Origin of the sequence: Spirosoma utsteinense (assembly GCF_014282275.1) — a bacterium.
Classification (GTDB): domain Bacteria; phylum Bacteroidota; class Bacteroidia; order Cytophagales; family Spirosomataceae; genus Spirosoma; species Spirosoma utsteinense.
Genome location: NZ_VFIA01000122.1, coordinates 1 through 2,332, shown reverse-complemented (window position 1 = coordinate 2,332; position 2,332 = coordinate 1). Strand labels below are relative to the sequence as shown.

The following is a 2,332-nucleotide window of genomic DNA, read 5'->3' as shown; positions in this document are numbered from 1 at the left end:
GCCCACTGGTAGTCGGTCAGTTTAGTAAATTGTTTGGTCACGGCTTTGTTGCTTGGTCGCTACAAAGGTGACACGACTACCAGCCTTTTTCAATTCCCCAACACGTTCTAAGCCAAAAACTATTGTAAGAATATATCCTATCTGTCCAAGTGATTGTAAGTACGGTACTGGTAAAGCCAACATTATAATCGGCAAGACTAAAGTGATGAGCAAAAAGGCTAATATGTAAAAAGATCGTCCCATCTATGTTGTTGTATAAGTGCAATTATATTAAGCAAAGATATAGAGGTTTTACTAATCAATCAGTAAGCCAATACCCAACCCGCCCCAGGGTACTACTTGCCCAGATACAATAGGTGTGAATTGAACTTTCCAAAAGCCGGTTGCTGCTGGATTGTATTTAAAGTAACGTCGCACGCCTACTATTGGGCTCCATCGATAGGTGATCTCTTCAGTAGCGCCCACTAAATAAACACCGCCGACGCCAAATTCAGCAAAGAACGAGTTTCGAGCGCTTCTAGGCGGACAGCCCTTTGTTTTACCATTCAATACCAAATTCCAAGTCAATGCGTGGGGAAGGGTTAGACGACTGTAGCTCGTAAAAAGCTGACCCGCTCCACCTCGAATGACGAAGAAGCTTTTTGGTAACTGAATCGCTGTGTACTCCATATTTAGAGAAAGAACAGGGCTAATTCCACCCAGTTCAGCAGTGGTTGCCCAACGGACTGGTTTTCCGTAAGGCTTTTGAAGTTGTGCCCACATAGTTAGCGGGAAACACACCAGAAGACAGTATTGGGCAGCACGCGAAATAGACAAACTGATCGAGGATTTATCCTTTGAACGCTGAACTCGTCAAAACCGTCTAAGTCACCATATGTTGTTGTATAATCAAATGTTATAGTACGTTTAGATTGGTTTAAGAATACTCAAAAAAAGTTATTAAACTGAGTTTTGACCCCCCAGCGCGGGAAAGTCCGTACTGTTATTAGCCAAACCTGCTTTACATGTTTTTGACTCTCACTGGTAAATTTAAACCCTGGGCGGGTGGCGGGTGCCACGGTTCAATTGGTGAAAAGCGTGTGTGCTATGCTGGGATCTAAAATTCATGGCGTTATTTCAACTACTAACTATGGTAACTGATCCTCTTTCAGCTTACCATTCTGCTACCTTAGCTCGCTAGGAATAAAAAGCCCGTTGATATACGTATGTAGATAGACCATTATCCCCATAATGACGAAGTAATTAAGTACAATCATTAGTAGCAACACAACACTTCGGAACAAATGCGCTATCATTGGCTGCTATAAGATCACTTATATAACACCGTTTATGTCGAGAAAATATGTAATGCTCATCCTGAGTTCTGTGGGCCTGTTTTTTATTCTTGCTCCGTTGAGCTCGTATACATTTTTCCGCTTAACCGGCTTTGAGGGCCAGCCGATCAAAGCTGGTTTAGCGGTTGTTACCTACTGTGCTCTTACCTACTACTGGCTAAGTCAAGCGCAGGCAAGGCAATGGAAAATTTTGGTGGGAGTAGCTATGCTTTTACCAGTATTAATTCGCTACTTACCAGGCTACATCTGGGACTTTGATAGAATTCAGGTAGCCTTACCCACTACCATTGCTTTTGGGGTGGGTGTCTTCTCCGGCTATGTATTAGTTAATGCAAACCAACGACTTAAAACAGGGTTAAGTTTAACGCTTATCCTCACTGCACTCTGGGTGAGTACACAGGGCTATGAGTTGTGGATGCATAAACTTCATTTCGGTTCGTATGTAGGGTCAACTAACGAAAAACTACCTGACTTTTCACTACGAGACGAGCAAGGTAAAACCGTAAATAAAGCTAGTTTAAAAGGTAAAGTTGTAGTTCTGGATTTTTGGAACACAGGTTGCGGTGCCTGTTTTCAAAAATTCCCACTTCTTGAAGAGTACCAGAAACATTATTCCATTAACGCAAACGTCAAGTTTTACGCAGTTAATATTCCACTAGCCCGCGATAAGCCGCTAGATGCTATTGACGCTATTAAGCAGAGAAACTATAAATTTTCTGTTTTATACGCTGATAAAAGCTCTTTGGCTACTTTGTTCAACGTGAAAATTTATCCGACAGTTGTGGTTATTGATTCAGCTCAACGAATTATTTATCGAGGAAAACTAGAAGGAATAGGAGACTTGTTCCAATAACTTACTTTTTGTACTATTTAGTGCCATCAGACTCTTTAGAACGTGTTGGGGAATTGAAAAAGGCTGGTAGTCGTGTCACCTTTGTAGCGACCAAGCAACAAAGCCGTGACCAAACAATTTACTAAACTGACCGACTACCAGTGGG

At 41.9% G+C, this 2,332-nt stretch carries 2 protein-coding genes; one reads left to right on the top strand and one right to left on the bottom strand.

What is annotated here, in order from left to right; all coding sequences use genetic code 11:
- Positions 1–294: 294 nt before the first annotated feature.
- A complete protein-coding gene (locus tag FH603_RS27965) occupies positions 295–762 on the bottom strand; it encodes a hypothetical protein (RefSeq protein ID WP_186742637.1) in 468 nt (155 codons plus the stop codon).
- Between the two features lie 567 nt (positions 763–1,329).
- Between FH603_RS27965 and FH603_RS27960 the strand changes: the two genes are divergently transcribed.
- Positions 1,330–2,187 carry a TlpA family protein disulfide reductase gene (locus FH603_RS27960; protein WP_186742635.1) on the top strand — a complete coding sequence of 286 codons (858 nt, stop codon included), beginning with the start codon at positions 1,330–1,332 and terminating at the stop codon, positions 2,185–2,187.
- The last annotated feature ends 145 nt before the right edge of the window (positions 2,188–2,332 follow it).

Coding starts and splice junctions, on each gene's coding strand:
- FH603_RS27965 (WP_186742637.1), bottom strand. CDS start 762: ATGTGGGCACAACTTCAAAAGCCTTACGGAAAACCAGTCCGTTGGGCA.
- FH603_RS27960 (WP_186742635.1), top strand. CDS start 1,330: ATGTCGAGAAAATATGTAATGCTCATCCTGAGTTCTGTGGGCCTGTTT.